This window comes from Nostoc flagelliforme FACHB-838 (assembly GCF_014698065.1).
GTDB classification, from domain to species: domain Bacteria; phylum Cyanobacteriota; class Cyanobacteriia; order Cyanobacteriales; family Nostocaceae; genus Nostoc; species Nostoc flagelliforme_B.
Window position 1 is genome coordinate 1 of record NZ_JACJSI010000154.1, and the last position, 14,401, is coordinate 14,401.

General features: G+C 47.4%; 15 protein-coding genes and 3 pseudogenes. 16 read left to right on the forward strand and 2 right to left on the reverse strand.

Annotated elements, in window-relative coordinates; genetic code table 11:
- Nucleotides 1-230 precede the first annotated feature (230 nt).
- The 10 genes from H6G97_RS34110 to H6G97_RS34150 all read left to right on the forward strand — a co-directional run bounded on the left by H6G97_RS34110 (nt 231) and on the right by H6G97_RS34150 (nt 9,325).
- Entirely contained in the window at nt 231-1,385 is a 1,155-nt protein-coding gene (locus H6G97_RS34110; protein WP_199349843.1) for a PAS domain-containing protein, read from the forward strand.
- A 16-nt stretch (nt 1,386-1,401) separates the two neighbouring features.
- Nucleotides 1,402-4,179 carry a PAS domain-containing protein gene (locus H6G97_RS34115; RefSeq protein ID WP_242055592.1) on the forward strand — a complete coding sequence of 926 codons (2,778 nt, stop codon included), beginning with the start codon at nt 1,402-1,404 and terminating at the stop codon, nt 4,177-4,179.
- 8 nt (nt 4,180-4,187) lie between these two features.
- Nucleotides 4,188-4,817 (forward strand): response regulator, encoded by a 630-nt coding sequence (locus H6G97_RS34120; RefSeq protein ID WP_190944844.1) that lies wholly within the window; start codon nt 4,188-4,190, stop codon nt 4,815-4,817.
- 417 nt (nt 4,818-5,234) lie between these two features.
- Nucleotides 5,235-5,792 (forward strand): DsbA family protein, encoded by a 558-nt coding sequence (locus H6G97_RS34125; protein WP_190944845.1) that lies wholly within the window; start codon nt 5,235-5,237, stop codon nt 5,790-5,792.
- A 99-nt stretch (nt 5,793-5,891) separates the two neighbouring features.
- Nucleotides 5,892-6,704, forward strand: a complete 813-nt coding sequence (locus tag H6G97_RS34130) for an alpha/beta fold hydrolase (RefSeq protein WP_190944846.1) — start codon at nt 5,892-5,894, stop codon at nt 6,702-6,704.
- 55 nt (nt 6,705-6,759) lie between these two features.
- The gene (locus H6G97_RS34135) at nt 6,760-6,945 is read left to right on the forward strand and encodes a hypothetical protein (protein ID WP_190735382.1); all 186 of its coding nucleotides are present in this window, start codon (nt 6,760-6,762) and stop codon (nt 6,943-6,945) included.
- A gap of 36 nt (nt 6,946-6,981) precedes the next feature.
- Nucleotides 6,982-7,509, forward strand: coding sequence for an SgcJ/EcaC family oxidoreductase (locus tag H6G97_RS34140; protein ID WP_190944847.1), 528 nt, complete (start codon nt 6,982-6,984; stop codon nt 7,507-7,509).
- A gap of 152 nt (nt 7,510-7,661) precedes the next feature.
- On the forward strand, nt 7,662-8,411 hold the full coding sequence (locus H6G97_RS34145; RefSeq protein WP_190944848.1) for an SDR family oxidoreductase: 750 nt from the start codon (nt 7,662-7,664) through the stop codon (nt 8,409-8,411).
- A gap of 48 nt (nt 8,412-8,459) precedes the next feature.
- Nucleotides 8,460-8,663, forward strand: a complete 204-nt coding sequence (locus H6G97_RS53280) for an alpha/beta fold hydrolase (protein ID WP_242055593.1) — start codon at nt 8,460-8,462, stop codon at nt 8,661-8,663.
- On the forward strand, nt 8,651-9,325 hold the full coding sequence (locus H6G97_RS34150; protein ID WP_242055595.1) for an alpha/beta fold hydrolase: 675 nt from the start codon (nt 8,651-8,653) through the stop codon (nt 9,323-9,325). Before H6G97_RS53280 ends, H6G97_RS34150 begins: the two co-directional genes overlap by 13 nt.
- On the opposite strand, the pseudogene H6G97_RS34155 reads toward H6G97_RS34150, so the two are convergent.
- Nucleotides 9,321-9,410, reverse strand: a pseudogene (locus H6G97_RS34155) (IS5/IS1182 family transposase); the annotation flags it as partial. The gene H6G97_RS34150 and the pseudogene H6G97_RS34155 overlap by 5 nt on opposite strands.
- Nucleotides 9,411-9,671: 261 nt before the next feature.
- On the opposite strand from H6G97_RS34155, the gene H6G97_RS34160 reads away from it, so the two are divergent.
- From H6G97_RS34160 to H6G97_RS34185, 6 genes and pseudogenes are all read left to right on the forward strand, one after another.
- Entirely contained in the window at nt 9,672-11,108 is a 1,437-nt protein-coding gene (locus H6G97_RS34160) for an FAD-dependent oxidoreductase (protein ID WP_190944849.1), read from the forward strand.
- Nucleotides 11,109-11,155: 47 nt separating this feature from the next.
- Nucleotides 11,156-12,271, forward strand: a complete 1,116-nt coding sequence (locus H6G97_RS34165) for an alpha/beta hydrolase (RefSeq protein ID WP_199349845.1) — start codon at nt 11,156-11,158, stop codon at nt 12,269-12,271.
- A gap of 307 nt (nt 12,272-12,578) precedes the next feature.
- Complete coding sequence (locus H6G97_RS34170; RefSeq protein WP_190944850.1) at nt 12,579-12,974, forward strand: DUF6130 family protein; 396 nt, start codon at nt 12,579-12,581, stop codon at nt 12,972-12,974.
- Between the two features lie 123 nt (nt 12,975-13,097).
- A pseudogene (locus H6G97_RS34175) lies at nt 13,098-13,211 on the forward strand (SDR family NAD(P)-dependent oxidoreductase); the annotation flags it as partial.
- Nucleotides 13,177-13,713: a nuclear transport factor 2 family protein gene (locus H6G97_RS34180; protein ID WP_242055596.1), complete on the forward strand. Its 537-nt coding sequence runs from the start codon at nt 13,177-13,179 to the stop codon at nt 13,711-13,713. The pseudogene H6G97_RS34175 and the gene H6G97_RS34180, both read left to right, overlap by 35 nt.
- Nucleotides 13,714-13,765: 52 nt before the next feature.
- Nucleotides 13,766-14,155: a DUF302 domain-containing protein gene (locus H6G97_RS34185; protein WP_190944851.1), complete on the forward strand. Its 390-nt coding sequence runs from the start codon at nt 13,766-13,768 to the stop codon at nt 14,153-14,155.
- 4 nt (nt 14,156-14,159) lie between these two features.
- On the opposite strand, the pseudogene H6G97_RS34190 reads toward H6G97_RS34185, so the two are convergent.
- Nucleotides 14,160-14,401 (reverse strand): annotated as a pseudogene (locus H6G97_RS34190) (hypothetical protein); the annotation flags it as partial.

Genomic DNA, 14,401 nt, shown 5'->3' on the forward strand with positions numbered 1-14,401 from the left:
GATGTTACATATCATACTTGCTATGAGCGTCAGTCTGACCTAATTGAACAGGTTTCAGTATTTCAACAACAAATTAATGCCTCTCCCAATACAGTAGCAGATCGTTTGTGGGTGACAACTCATCTCAAACCTGATGAGGAAAAACTACGGGTCTCAACCTAGACGAGGTTTAAACGCCAACCACACACTTTTTTTATTCTCAATACTGCTTAATTCTTAACCGAGAAGTATTGACTCGTGAAGGTAATTTTATCAATGATCCCTATATTCAACACCACCAGACTCAATCAGTCTTTTGTTTACCTCTGCTCAATCAAAGCAAGCTCATCGGTGTGTTGTATCTAGAAAATCAGTTGGCAACTGGGGCATTTACACCGGAGCAATCGCAAATTCTAAGCCTACTTTCTATGCAGGCAGCGATTGCGATCGAAAATGCCAAACTCTACTCGAAACTACGCGACGGGAAAAGTCAGATAAATCAAATTTTAGAAGCGGTTCAAGTGGGAATTGGGGTCTTGGATGCGACTGGTCGCCCTTACTATGTCAATCAACGAGGCATTGAGCTACTAGGCAAAGGCATCGATCCTGCTGCGACACCAGATCATCTTGCAGAGGTTTATCAAGTTTACCTGGCTGGAACGGATCAAAACTGTTCCCCTGAGGACATGCCAATCGTCCGAGCGTTAAAAGGCGAATGTACAAGAACGGATGATTTAGAGATTCACCAAGGCGAGACTATTATTCCCATTGAGGCATGGGGAACGCCAGTCTTTGATGAACAGGGCAAGGTAGCTTATGCGATTGTAGCCTTTCAAGATATTACGGAACGTAAAAAAGCAGAAAATCTTTTAGCGAATTACAACCGCACCTTAGAACAACAGGTAGCCCAACGAACAGCCGCGTTACAACAAAGCGAAGCAGAACTGCGCGGTCGAGAACAAGAATTACGGCTGATCACCGACGCTCTACCGGCTCTGATCAGCTATGTGGATGCCAATCGATGCTATCAATTTATCAACCATACCCATGAGGTTTGGTTTAGCCGTAACCGTAATGAGATTCTGGGCAAGTCTGTTCATGAACTTTTAGGTGAGACGGTTTATCAACGGTTTGAGCCGTCTATTAATCAAGTGTTTAAAGGGCAAACTGTAACCCTGGAAGCAGAAATCCCTTCTTCGCTTGGTAGACACTGCATCAACGCGACCTTGATCCCCGATTTTGATCGCAATGCCCAAGTGAGAGGCTTCTACAGTCTCATCACGGATATCAGCGATCGCAAACGAGCCGAAGAAGCCTCCATTCTAGAAGAGCGCAATCACATGGCACGGGAAATTCACGACACTTTAGCCCAAGCATTTACAGGTATTATGATTGAACTGCCGTAAATGAGGAATCTGATTGATGAGCAGTCTTCTCAAGCAAGTTGTAGCTCAAGTTTCCAGAACGGTACCATTGCAGACGGTTTTGATTGTGCCGTTTGTGCTGCAAACTTTGGTGACAGTCGGCTTAGTGGGGTATTTTTCCTTCCAAAATAGACAGGAAGCCATCAACGATCTCGCCAGTCAACTGCGGCGCGAACTGACGAACCGGATCGAAGGCAAACTACAAACCTATACTGAGATACCCCATAACATCAATCGGCTCAATGCCAGTACCTTCGCTCAGGGAAAAATTGACCCTAGCGCAGTCAAAGGTGAGTTTCCACTCTGGCAGCAAATTCAGATTTATCCAATGGTGAGTGATATCTACTGTGGCGATCGCAAAGGTTCTCTGCTAGGGGTGCGACGTAGCCCTGCTGATCGCTCAATTGAACTGCGGTCGAGTAATGTTGCTACAGATCGTAAACTCTACGGCTACAGCCTCGATCGCAATGGTCAGCGAGATCAGTTAATCAGTCAAGGCAACAAAGCCTTCGATGCGCGGGTTCGTCCCTGGTATAAAGCAGCAGTGACGGCAGGCGAACCAAGCTGGAGTGGAATCTATGCCGACTTTGCTAGCCAGTTGCCAACGATCACCGCCAGTACGCCTGTCTATAGCACTGCTAATCGATCGCTGTTGGGAGTCTGTGCCACCGATGTATTTCTGCCTAATGAGATGAGTCGTTTTTTGGCTAGCCTGCAAATTGGCAAGACAGGCATCGCCTTTATTCTAGAGCGATCGGGGCAACTGGTTGCCACCTCCACCGGAGAGGCGATCATAAGTCGTGGGGCGGCAGCAAATCGATTGTCCGCAGTTGAGAGCCGTAACCCTACCGTGCGAGCTACTGCTGCCTATTTGCGCGAGCATTTCAGCGATTTGTGGCAGATCCAGACTGCGGAACAGCTTGATTTTAAGTTCGATGGCAGGCGGCAGTTGATTCAGGTGATGCCATTCAAAGATACTCGTGGGCTAGACTGGCTGATTGTCACGGTGTTGCCTGAATCCGATTTCATGGCAAAGATTAATCAAAGCATCCGCACGACGATTCTGCTTTGTATTGCGGCTTTGCTGCTTGGCATTGCGATCTGCATTTTGATTGCCCGATGGATCGTTAAACCGATTGTCAGCGTCAGTCAATCGGCAAAAGCGCTGGCAGACGGTGCATGGAACCAGACGGTAGAAATTGAGCGATCGGGCGATTTGGGCGAACTGGCTCGATCGTTCAACCAGATGGCACAGCAGCTTCAAATCGCATTTGCCAAAATGCAGTCTTTAAACCAGACCCTCGCCCAAAGTGAAACCCGCCTCCAGAAAATTTTAGAGTCGGTTCCGGTAGGAATTGTGGTTATGGACGCAACAGGTCGCCCTTATTACGCGAATCAGAAGGCAATCCAACTCTTGGGCAAGGGCGTGCTGCCGTCTGTCACCCCAGAGCAAATTGCCGAGGTCTATCAACTCTATGTGGCAGGAACCGATCGCCCCTACCCAACCGAACAACTGATGATTAAGCGAGCGCTAAACGGCGAACAAGCCAGTGTGGATGATATCGAAATTCACCAGGGGAATCGCATCATTCCGATCGAAAGTTGGGGAACTCCAATTTTTGATGAGTCTGGCAACATTCTGTATGCGATCGCAGCCTTTCAAGACATCACCGAACGTAAACAAGCAGAGAAGCTTTTAGCAGAATACAATTGCACCCTAGAGCAACAAGTTGCAGAACGAACGACAGCATTGCAGGCAAACGAAGCAGAGCTACGCGGTGTCTACGAGGAGCTTCGCTTACAGGAGCAGGAATTACGACTGATTGCCGACGCTCTACCCGTTCTGATTAGCTACGTCGATGCCAATCGCTGCTTTCAATTTATCAACCGTACCTATGAGGTTTGGTTCAACCGTAGCTGTGATGAAATTTTGGGCAACACTGTTCGTCAACTGCTCGGTGAGGCGGTTTATGAACGGATTGAGCCGTATATTAATCAGGTGTTTGCAGGGCAAACTGTCCCTCTAGAAGCAGAAATCCCTTTTCCTGATGATAAGCGGTGCATCAGCGGCACCTTTATTCCTGATTTCGATGACAATGCTCAGGTAAGAGGTTTCTACAGTCTAATGACAGACATTAGCGATCGTAAACGAGCTGAACACACTTCTATCTTAGAAGAGCGTAACCGGATGGCGCGAGAAATTCATGATACACTAGCTCAATCTTTCACAGGTATTTTGCTTCAAATTGGAGCAGCAGCACAAGTGCTGGCGGATGACCCAGAAGCAACCCAAGTACATCTGGAAATGATTGAGGAACTAGCACGCGCTGGGCTGGCAGGGGCACGGCGATCCGTATCAGCACTCCGTCCGAGGCTACTAGAAGAAGGTAATTTAGAGAGTGCCCTGCATCGTATAGTGGCTCAAATGCGAGCAACGACCGACACGGCTCTGATTTGCGAAACTCAGGGTATAGCCTATTCCTTATCAACCGAAGTGGAGAATAACTTACTCAGAATTGGGCAGGAAGCATTAACCAATGCGATTAAATACGCAAGTGCTGGCGAAATTCGGGTTGAGTTAGTGTACAACGAGACACAGTGTATCTTACGGGTTAAAGACGATGGCAGGGGCTTTGGAGTAGGTAGCACCCCTTTGAGCGGTGGGTTTGGCTTATTAGGAATGAGCGAGCGGGCAGAGCGCATTGGCGCACAACTAACAATTCAAAGCCAACCGGGACAGGGAACAGAAATTATTGTCACCATCAATCGAGAGTGAGAATTACAATGAGCCAATCCACTACGATTCGAGTGCTGATTGTTGACGACCATGCCATAGTCAGAAAGGGTCTAGTAACCATCATTAACCGCGATCCAGAAATGACAGTGATCGCTCAAGCTGAAGATGGGCAGCAGGCGATCGACGCGTTTCGAGAATACCAACCTGATGTCACACTAATGGATTTACGAATGCCCAAAATGGGAGGTGTTGAAGCCATTATGGCGATTTGTGCTGAATTTAAGCAGGCTCGGATCGCGGTACTCACAACCTACGATGGCGACGAAGATATCTATCGCGGTTTACAGGCGGGCGCTCAAGGCTATCTGCTTAAAGATTCTAAACTTGGCGAGCTTTTGAATGCGATTCGCGCCATTCATAGTGGTCAGAAATACATTCCGCCAGAAGTAGGCGCAAAATTATTGCAGCGAATTAGCAATCCAGAACTGAGTGAACGAGAGTTGGAAGTGCTGCGTTTGATGGCACAAGGAATGGGTAATCAGGAAATTGGGACTGCTTTGATTATTGGTGAAAGTACCGTCAAATCGCATATAAATCGGATTTTGAGCAAATTGGGCGTGAGCGATCGCACACAAGCTGTGATTACTGCTGTTAAGCGTGGGATTGTCAGTTTGTAAGTGGGGGAAAAGGGAAAGGGGCAGGGGGCAGCGGGAATGTTCCTTCTCAAGAGCCGTGGAATTGCAGGTTGAACATGGGTATGTTCGCGGAGCGTCTCCAAGAGTTGCCCCGCCCTCTTTAGGGCGCTCTTACTGGGGCGGAGTCTGAGCTTCCGTTTCAGTTTTCCCCCTTGCTCCCAGCAAGAACTGCTCCCCTGCCTCTTATGACCTTTTCCCCAATAGAATTGGCTTTAGACTCAAACTAAAGTTTGAGACAACCTTCGACTGCGAGATGGACAGGTTCATCCATCACTCGATTGTATAAAAATGTCAACCCAGAGTGGACGACAAGAGAAGGCCAATTGTCTATATTGAATTCATAGCAGCGTTAGTGCAGTTGGGTTGTAAGGCTTAAGTTTGCTTAATACAACCCGAAACATGACTTCCAACCGTGATAATCGTTCTTTATTCGTTCTGCCTTCAACCCAGGATCATATTCAAGGTGTACTAAATGCTGCTGTAGTCTTCGTCATGTATGGAGATTATGAATGTTTTCAAAGTGCCAACGTATATCGATTGATTAAAGTTGCTCAACAGCAATTAAAGGTTTCGTTTGGAGAAAACAATTTAGGTTTTATCTTCCGTCATTTTCCTCAGGTACAGATTCATACATATGCTCAACGGGCGGCGGAAGCTGCGGAAGCCGCAGCGGCTCAAGGGCAGTTTTGGCAAATGCATGAGATATTGTTCATTCATCAAAAAGAGTTAAAGAATGGCTATCTAGTAGAGTACGCCAATCGGTTAGGACTTGATATTTCTCAATTTTTGCAGGATTTATCCAAAGGAACGTATGTTGATCGTATCAATGCGGATATCGAAGGTGGACTGCGAAGTGGAGTGGAGGCTGCGCCCGCTTTGTTTATTAATGGAATTCGCTATCTTGATCGCTGGACTGTTGAGCAGATAATGGCAGCCATTGTTGCTGCAAATGATTAAGGTTTTTGATGCTTATCCCAACAAGTATTTCATAACTTCTATACGGACGACAAGAATCAGAGATTTCAGCAATTTAGCAAGAATACAGAGGCGATCGCAATGATAGTTTTTACATGGAAAAAAGTTCAAAAATTGTTGCTGTGGTTATTTGCATTAAGTGTTGTCGTTGGAATATCAATGCACCCAACACCAGCCACCTCCAAGGAATTACCTCAAACGTCCAACTCTAAACCTGCGATCGTTCTCGTTCATGGGGCTTATGCTGACGGTACATCATGGCAACACGTTATTCCATTGTTAGAGCAGGATGGCTACAGGGTGACTGCTGTGCAGATTCCGCTCACTTCTCTTGCTGATGATGTGGCAACGACGAAGCGGGTAATTGAGAGTCAGAAGGGTTCTGTTGTAGTAGTTGGACATTCCTATGGTGGAAATGTAATCACGGGTGCGGCGGCTGGCAATCCACAAGTGAAAGCTCTGGTTTATGTTAATGCTTTCGCACCAGATGCTGGTGAAAAGACGAGTGATTTGAATAAAAGGTACGCAGCACCTCCGATTAGTACGGCAATTGTGTCTGATGCTGCAAACTTCCTCTATGTTGATCGCGGGAAGTTTCACGAATTTTTTGCCCAAGACGTATCAAAGGCTGAGGCGCGAGTGATGGCAGCAACCCAAAAGCCGATCGCCAGCGCAGCGTTTGAGCAATCAGTGAATGAAATCGCCTGGAAAACAGTTCCTTCCTGCTTTCTGGTGACTCAAAGCGATCGCGCCATCAACCCTGAACTTCAACGATTTATGGCTAAACGGATTAATGCTAAGACAACCGAAGTTAACTCTAGTCATGTTCCTTTTATCTCTCATCCAAAAGAAGTTACCAAAGTGATTGAAGCAGCAAGTAATGCTGTGAAGTAATCCTAATCCTAAGAGAAGCAGTTTCTCGGTACATACAAATAGAACAGACCTAACTATGACTCTAGGAGATCCGATCGTGCCGACTCAAAATACAGGTATCACTAAAGTTGATCGCAGTAAACCCTTACTGCATCAACATGGATATGAAATTCAGCCCTCGTTGCGATTTTCGAGGAATGATTGGAACTGGCTCACAGAGCCAATGATTTTCAGAGTTCATAACACCCGCTATGCCGCTTGAGAACTGGTCTATCACTTGAAAGGAAAACTCAAAACTATGAATTTACAAACAGCTCAAACCACCACTACTGCTGACGAGTCGGCAATCCGTGCTTTCCATCGCCAGATGATTGATGCTTGGAATCGAGGTAGCGGCGAAGGCTTCGCTGCCCCGTTCAGCGAAACTGCCGATTTCATCACGTTCGAGGGCACGCATCTTAAGGGTCGAAAAGAAATCGCTGCATTTCATCAGCAAGCGTTCGACACAGTTGTCAAAGGAACACGCCTGGAGGGTGAGGTGGATTTTGTCCGCTTCGTGAACTCACAACTCGCGCTCATGCTTGTAATTATCAGGGTAATACTGCCCGGGCAAACCGAAACTTCACCGTCACGAGATTCGCTGCCGCTATACGTCGTAACGAAAGGCGACGAAGGTTGGCAGATCGAAGGGTTACTCAATACCCGGAAGTTAACGCTAGAACGTCAATTTTTCTTAGATGACTTTGACTCACTGAGCACAGAGGCTCAACGTCAAGTGACTGAACTCGTTGTAAGTCTCAAGCCGGGTCATCAAGCAGATCAGTAAGAAATGGTACTAAGTTAAGATACAGCCCTTGCCCCAACTGGTTCCAACAATGAATGAAGGGTTAAATCTACTGTTCTCAAAGTTGTGATGCAACAGAACCGATAACACTTCAATGGTTCACACAAATCCAGAATCCCCATCAGATTAACATTATGAAAAAACTAGAAGGAAAAATCGCTCTTGTCACAGGCGGTACTAGCGGCATCGGTCTTGCCACTGCAAAGCGTTTTGTTGCTGAAGGAGCCTATGTCTTCATTACAGGTCGTCGCCAAACTGAACTGGATGCTGCTGTGAATGCGATCGGTGAAAACATCACGGGTGTTCAGAGCGATGCCTCCAATCTGGCAGACCTTGATCGCCTGTTCGCCACAATCAAACAAGAACAAGGACATCTTGATGTAATCTTCGCTAATGCTGGCGGTGGAGAACTCGTCCCACTCGGATCGATTACTGAAGAACACTTTGACAAAACGTTCAACACTAACGTTAAAGGTCTGCTGTTTACCGTGCAGAAGGCGCTGCCTCTGTTGCCAGAGGGCGCTTCCATCATTCTGAACGCCTCGACTACTTCTATAAAAGGCACCCCAGCCTTCAGCGTTTACAGCGCGACTAAAGCTGCCGTGCGCTCCTTTGCCCGAAATTGGATACTCGACCTCAAAGAGCGCAAAATCCGGGTTAACGCCATTAGTCCTGGCGTGGTTCCTACTCCTGGTTACAATCTTTTGGGACTGAGCGATGAGCAGGTGCAGGAATTCATGGACAGTCAAGCCAGCACCATCCCACTTGGAAGAGTAGGCACGCCCGATGAGATTGCCAAAGCCGTTGTCTTTCTTGCTTCAGATGACAGTAGCTTTGTGAACGGCATTGAGTTGTTTGTCGATGGCGGTATGGCACAGATTTGAAGTCCAAAAGGAGTTAAAGATGAAGTTTATCTTTGTTAATGTAATCCCATGACGACATATCGCACAGTTTTGATCGATGGTTTAAATATCTTCTACCGTGAAGCTGGTTCTCGTAATAATCCGACGATTTTGCTATTGCACGGCTTCCCAACGTCGTCTCACATGTTCCGCAATCTCATACCAGCACTTGCTGATTTCATCTCGTTGCACCTGACTACCCTGGCTACGGCAACAGTTCGATGCCAACTGTAAATGAATTTGATTACACCTTTGATCGCTTGGCACAGATTGTGGAAAAATTCATTGCTGCGATCGCTCTAAAAAAGTATAGCCTTTATGTGATGGATTATGGCGCACCGATAGGCTATCGGATTGCCGCTAAATATCCAGAGCGCGTGCAATCTCTGATTGTTCAAAATGGCAATGCTTACGAAGAAGGTCTGCGCGAATTTTGGGAACCAATTAAAGCATACTGGCAAGAGCGATCGCCTGAGAATGCTGAAAAGCTCAAACATCTTGTCACCCTGGAAGCGACGAAGTGGCAATATACCAACGGTGTTCGCAATCTAGAAGCGATCAGCTCCGATACCTGGACTATCGATCAACATTTCCTCGATCGCCCTGGCAACGGTGAGATTCAACTAGCACTGCTGTATAGCTATGGTACTAATCCACCATTATATCCGCAATGGCAGGAGTATTTTCGCAAATATCAGCCACCAACCCTGATTGTTTGGGGTAAGAATGACTACATCTTTCCTGCTGACGGTGCTTATCCCTACCAGCGTGACTTGAAAGACGTTGAGTTCCATCTACTTGATACCGGACATTTTGCCCTGGAAGAGGATGGGGATGTGATCGCAAACTATATCGATCAATTTCTCACATCACGACTGCAACCCATCTCTGTCTAACTAAACGGCGAAACTGAGCCGTCCATGCAAAACTGCGCTCTACTACCCAACGATGTGGTAGCAACACGAATCCTTTTCTAGCTTCTAGCAGTTGTTCATAACACGCTCTAGCGAATCCAAACCCACGAACAAAAACCTACTAAGCTGTTACGCAAATAAGATTGCACATTAACTGGTGAGGTTGTTCTTTGTCAATTGTCCTTTGTCCTTAATAAACACTAATGACTAATGACTAACCACGGTCTAAATGGAAAATAGTGCAATATGTAGGCGCGTTAGCTTAACAGCTTAATTGTCTGCTATTCCGATTCTTCTATCCATCGCAACGAGATATGAGGAGATCAACATGACAACGAGCAATTTTGATTTTACTGCCCGCGAAGCACTACGTCTGCTCGGCCCCGATCCCGAAAACTGGGTGCCCGATCGCCCTGGCATCGATCACAATGTTACTATAGTAGGTGGTAGTGGCAGTGGTAGTACCTTTGCATTTGCGCTACGGCGTGCTGGGATCGGTCGCGTGACGGCGATCGATGCAGCCGATGATGAGGCTCATGCAGGTGTGTGGCTGACGCGAGCGCGGATGGAAAAGCTCCGCACGCCGAAAAATGTACCTGGCCCGGAACTAGGCATCCCAGAATTATCCTTTCAAGCCTGGTATGAAGCGCGGCACGGTGCGGAAGCTTACGCGGCGATTGATCGCATTGAGCGAGTGACATGGGCTGAGTATCTCAGTTGGTATCGGCACTTCCTCGGTATCCAGGTTCGTTACCGGACAAGGTTGGTGCGGATTGAGCCAGCCACAGGTTTCTTCCGCCTACACCTTGAGGTAAACGATGTCCCGCAGGTAGAGACTACGCGCAAAATTATTTTTGCCAATGGTGTGGCTGGCACTGGTGGTCCATACATACCTCCAGTACTGGCTGACTTACCACACACGCTGTACGCACATACCGCCGATGCCATCGATTTTGAAGCACTGCGCGGTAAGACTGTGGCAGTGCTGGGTGCGGCGGCTTCAGCTTTCGATGCAGCAGGAGTGGCGCTGGAATCGGGAGCGAAGGCAGTACACCTGTTTTCACGGCGATCGGCGATCGCATCTCTACCACTACTTCGGATACGGGAATACCCTGGTGCTTACTGCAACTATCCCCAACTACCCGATGCAGCCCGATGGTTCCAAGCTTGGCGCTTTCGTCAAGCAGGCTCCACGCCATCACGGAACGCGATTGAGCGAGCGATCGCCTTCCCGAACTTTCACATACACCTATCTGCACAGGTGAAATCGGCACGGGAAATGGGCGATCGCATTGTCACCCAGGTGAATGATGAGGTTTTCGAGTTTGATTTTGCGATCGCTGGCACTGGTTACTTCGTTGATCCAACAAAGCGTCCCGAACTAGCCGACTTTTCTCAGTACATTGCCCTCTGGCGCGATCGCTACGAGCCACCAGAAAACCTGCGCGACGACTATTTGGGAACGCACCCTTACTTCGGTAACGCCCGCGAATACCTAGAAAAAGTACCTGGCACTGCCCCTTACCTAAAAGACATTCATGTATTTAATCCTGCTGGTTTTGTCAGCTTTGGCTTGCCAATTGGTGACATATTTAGCATTCGCCGCGACATACCTGCAATAGTATCATGCATCAGTCACGACTTGTTCTTTGAAGACTGGGCGCATCATGAGGCACGGATCACAGGCGATATCGCCCCCGATTTTGAGAACTCGCTCTATGCTGCTGCGGTGTGGAAACAACCGATCGAGGCAGCGACCCGCTAGGTCAACAACCTTTTCACCAGTAACAAATAATTCCGGCTGGGAAACGAATGTCAGTAGAAAGTGATTGCCATTCCACAATCACTGCTGAATCAAATATCACTGTTAAATCAATTTACTTAACAGTGTCATTTCAACAGATTGTTTACTACTTATCAAAGGAAAATGTCATGGTTGCTCAAATAAACTCGTCAGCAGCAAAAATTTTGGAAGTTGCACACGATCCACGCCTTTCCAGTGGGGTGAAGGAATTTTTGAAAATGCTGAATTCAGGAGGTGTACCACTGGAGACACTCACTGCAATCGAAGCACGTCAAGTACTCGTGGATGCACAGGCTTCTGTTCCAGTAGACCTTTCAGGCATTGAAGAGTCTGAGAAGAAAATTATCGCTGACGGTTATTCGATTACGCTCAATATCGTGCGACCGGAAGGCGTTAAAGGCACATTGCCTGTTTTCATCTTTATTCATGGTGGTGGTTGGGTGTTGGGTGATTATCCAACACACAAGCGCATGGTTTGCGATCTGGTTGTGCTTTCAGGGTTTGCAGGGGTCTTTGTCAACTACACGCGCACGCCAGATGCTCAGTACCCACAGGCAATCAATGAGATTTATGCTGCGACCAAATGGGTTGCTGAGCATGGTGAGGAGATTGGGGTGGATGGCAAGAATCTGGCAGTGGTCGGCAACAGTGTCGGCGGAAATATGACAGCAGTCACTGCTTTGAAGGCGAAAGAAAACGGAGGGCCACACATCAAGCTACACATCATGATGTGGCCCATTGTAGATGCGGATTTTGAAACGAATTCTTATCATCAATTCGGCGACAAACGGTACCTAACTGTACCTACGATGAAGTGGATGTATGACTTGTACATCCCTGACCCAGAAAAGCGCAAAGACATCTACGCATCTCCCTTACAAGCGACGGTTGAACAACTCAAAGGCTTGCCTCCAGCATTAATTGTGGTTGCAGAGAGCGATATTTTGCATGACGAAGGCACAGCCTACGGACGCAAGCTCGATGAAGCTGGGGTAGAGGTGACAACGGTGCAGTACAACGGTATGATTCATGATTTTGGACTGCTCAATGGTTTAGCCGAACTGCCACAAGTCCGCTCTCTGTTTGTTCAAGCTGCTGCCCAATTGAAGAAACATCTGCAATAGCGATCGATGTTTCTGGGGAAAGGAAAAGACGCTCTTCCATCGCTTTGCTGCTTACCGAGTTAGCGTAGGGGAAAAGGGTAAAGCGGAATGGCATTAAGTTAAGACACAGCCCTTGCCGTGACTGGTTCCTAGCCTTCAGGCTAGGAACTAATTCTGAGAACCTCCGCCTCCAAAGGGTTGATGAGAGGCAGAGCCTCTCGAAATACGTTCCCCAGGCTACAGGCTGGGAACGAGGTGAAACAAGACTTTCGGCTTATTTTAGTGCCATTTGATCGTAATACAAACTACTCTCAAGTAATTACCTGTTATGAACAGCCATACACCGAGCGCTATGGACATTATCGGATCATCACCGTTGATTGCGATTGAAAACGAAGCACCACCCAAGCTGATTGTCGATCCACCGCTTCTCGAACCGTTAGCACAGGGACGCGTCTTCATCCAGTACCGGACGGAGAATTTGCGCGTGTTGCCGGTGTTCGGCAAAGGTGCCCTCGAAGTATCGCCGCGCATCGGTCATATCCACATTACCGTTGATAACGCGCCGTGGCACTTTGTAGATTCCAGTGGGGAAACGATCATCCTGGTCGGGCTAGAACCTGGCGTACATAAAGTGCTGATCGAACTAGCTGACCCCACGCACAAAGTAATCACTAGCGAAACTGTAGAGTTCACGCTGCCCGATCCTAAGAAATCATCATGAAAAAACTATTGGTTTATCGCATTAATTTTGCGGGGCTACTAGATCCCCGACTTCTTGAAGAAGTCGGGGATCTGAACACCACTAAGCTCTCAAAACTTTTGCGATAGACCATTAGACGAAAAAATCGCAGTTGTAACGGGGGCATCTAAAGGAATTGGTGCTTCAATTGCCAAACATCTGGCAGCCGAAGGTGCAGCCGTAGTTGTCAATTACGCCTTTAGTAAAGAAGCAGCCGATCGCCGTTTTACACTACCATACTATGAATAACCCCAAAAATCCTCGACTACCCCTGCCGCCTTTTGATAATGAATCCGCCATCCAAAAAGTCCGAATTGCAGAGGATGCTTGGAACACACGTAACCCTGAACTAGTATCACTCGCTTACACATCGGATAGCATTTGGCGCAACCGCTCAGAATTTTTATCTGGTCGTGAGGTGATCGCACAATTCTTGACACGTAAATGGCTTAAAGAATTGGACTACCGTCTGATCAAAGAGCTTTGGGCTTTTCAAGACAACCGCATTGCTGTCCGATTTGCTTACGAATGGCATGATGATTCCGGCAACTGGTTTCGCTCTTACGGCAATGAGAATTGGGAGTTTGACGAACATGGATTCATGCGATGGCGTATTGCCAGCATCAACGACCTGCCAATTTCAAAGAGCGAACGCAAATACCACTGGATATTAGGTCGTCGTCCTGACGATCATCCAGGATTGTCAGACCTCAATCTTTGAAAAGCCCAACGACCATATCACCCAGTTTTTATCCTACAAGAAGTCCACTGCTATGAATGCAAACAACGGCATCATTAGCCAGCTCAGTCAATATTCAGTCCCTGTAACCATTGATCGATTAGAAGCCGTCCTTGAAGTAAAAGGCATCACCATTTTTGCCCGCATCGACCAACAGGCTGAAGCCGAAAAAGTCGAACTAAGCCTGTGTCCTACACAGTTGTTGCTGTTTGGCAATCCGAAAGCCGGAACTTCCCTCATGGTGGCAGAACCAACGATCGCCCTGGATTTACCCCTGAAAGTACTGGCATGGGAAGCGACTGACGGCAAGGTGTGGGTGAGTTACAACGATCCTAATTACTTAAAACAGCGATTTTCTCTCTCCGATGAGTTGGTGAAAAATATCGCTATCATTGCACCGTATCGGCTCAAAATTTCGGGGTAGAGATTTATTCAGGTAGCCACGACCAACCAAATGGGTTAGAAGAAGACTTCTCTCGAATAATGTTACCCAAACAGGGAATATCACCGAGTTGCAAAATCCGGTCATGCATATACTCAAAAAAGCTAATACCTAACTTACGAGTAGTGGCAACCAGGGACATGAAAATATCCCATGCTTTGGTACCAAGTTCTGTTTGGGTGGCATAACTAATCTTGCGTCGCTGTACCATAGTTCTAGCAGCCAACT